General features: G+C 53.1%; 1 protein-coding gene. It reads right to left on the bottom strand.

Going from position 1 to position 941, the window contains the following annotated elements; translation table 11 throughout:
* Window positions 1-42 precede the first annotated feature (42 nt).
* Complete coding sequence (locus tag BG452_RS35495; RefSeq protein ID WP_188308453.1) at window positions 43-489, bottom strand: hypothetical protein; 447 nt, start codon at window positions 487-489, stop codon at window positions 43-45.
* Window positions 490-941 lie beyond the last annotated feature (452 nt).

Here is a 941-nt window from a genome sequence, read left to right as displayed (position 1 = left end):
GTAAGCTATCGCATAGCTTACAACTCCGTTCAGATCGGAGTTTTAGACCTGTCCTTTTGCGCCTATGACAAGGGCGACGCTGTCTCCAGACTGGAGATTGCGGGAGACGTTGCTGCGGATGCGGATTGGCCCTGCAGAGGGGTCATTGTATCCGCATGCCATTACGAACTGGTTTGGTTCGTAGAGGCTCCCTTGCAGCTGGCTTTCGCTGAAGTAGGGGAACAAGGCGTTGGCTTGGTAGCCCTGCGGCACGAAGACTAGCGCCCAGTAGAACTCATACTGGTAGTCGCCGTCGCCTGGATGGGTGAGTGTGACAGTGAGATGCTTAATCGCACGTACACCTTGAACATCCGTAGCAGGAATGATAGTCTGGCCGTTCTGGTGTATGCCGTTTACGATTTCTTCTGGCATCGTGACGCTTACGCCGACGTTCTCAACCGAGTACTTGACCCTTTTTGAGCCCTTCCTTGAAAAAGAACGACGCGCCATTTGATGTGGAAACGCCCGAGGCGAGGCGCGGTTACCCGCGCAACGAGCCGCACACTGTTCGAAATTGACGGATCTTCCCATCCCAGACACATGTCCCCCAGGTCCCTTATCGGTGTAAAGGCCAGGACGACCATGGGTCGCTCCTCTAGTATTACCTTTACACCGTTAGGGGACCCAGGGACACATTCGTATTATCACGGCCGAATCTGGTAGAAGATCGACCGAATCTGCACAAAAATAACGAATCCGTTACGGGACCCAAGGACTCGTGACGAATTTCGGGCAGCCACCGAACTTTTCCCTAGAAAAGTGACAAAAATCACTTGTAAGCTATCGCATAGCTTACAACTCCGTTCAGATCGGAGTTTTAGACCTGTCCTTTTGCGCCTATGACAAGGGCGACGCTGTCTCCAGACTGGAGATTGCGGGAGACGTTGCTGCGGATGCGGATT

This window comes from Streptomyces sp. CBMA123, assembly GCF_014596465.1.
Classification (GTDB): Bacteria; Actinomycetota; Actinomycetes; order Streptomycetales; family Streptomycetaceae; genus Kitasatospora.
This window is presented reverse-complemented; position numbering and strand designations above follow the sequence as displayed.

Bases quoted from the DNA above. Each gene is read 5' to 3' on its own strand.
- BG452_RS35495 (WP_188308453.1), bottom strand. From the start codon at position 489: ATGGCGCGTCGTTCTTTTTCAAGGAAGGGCTCAAAAAGGGTCAAGTAC.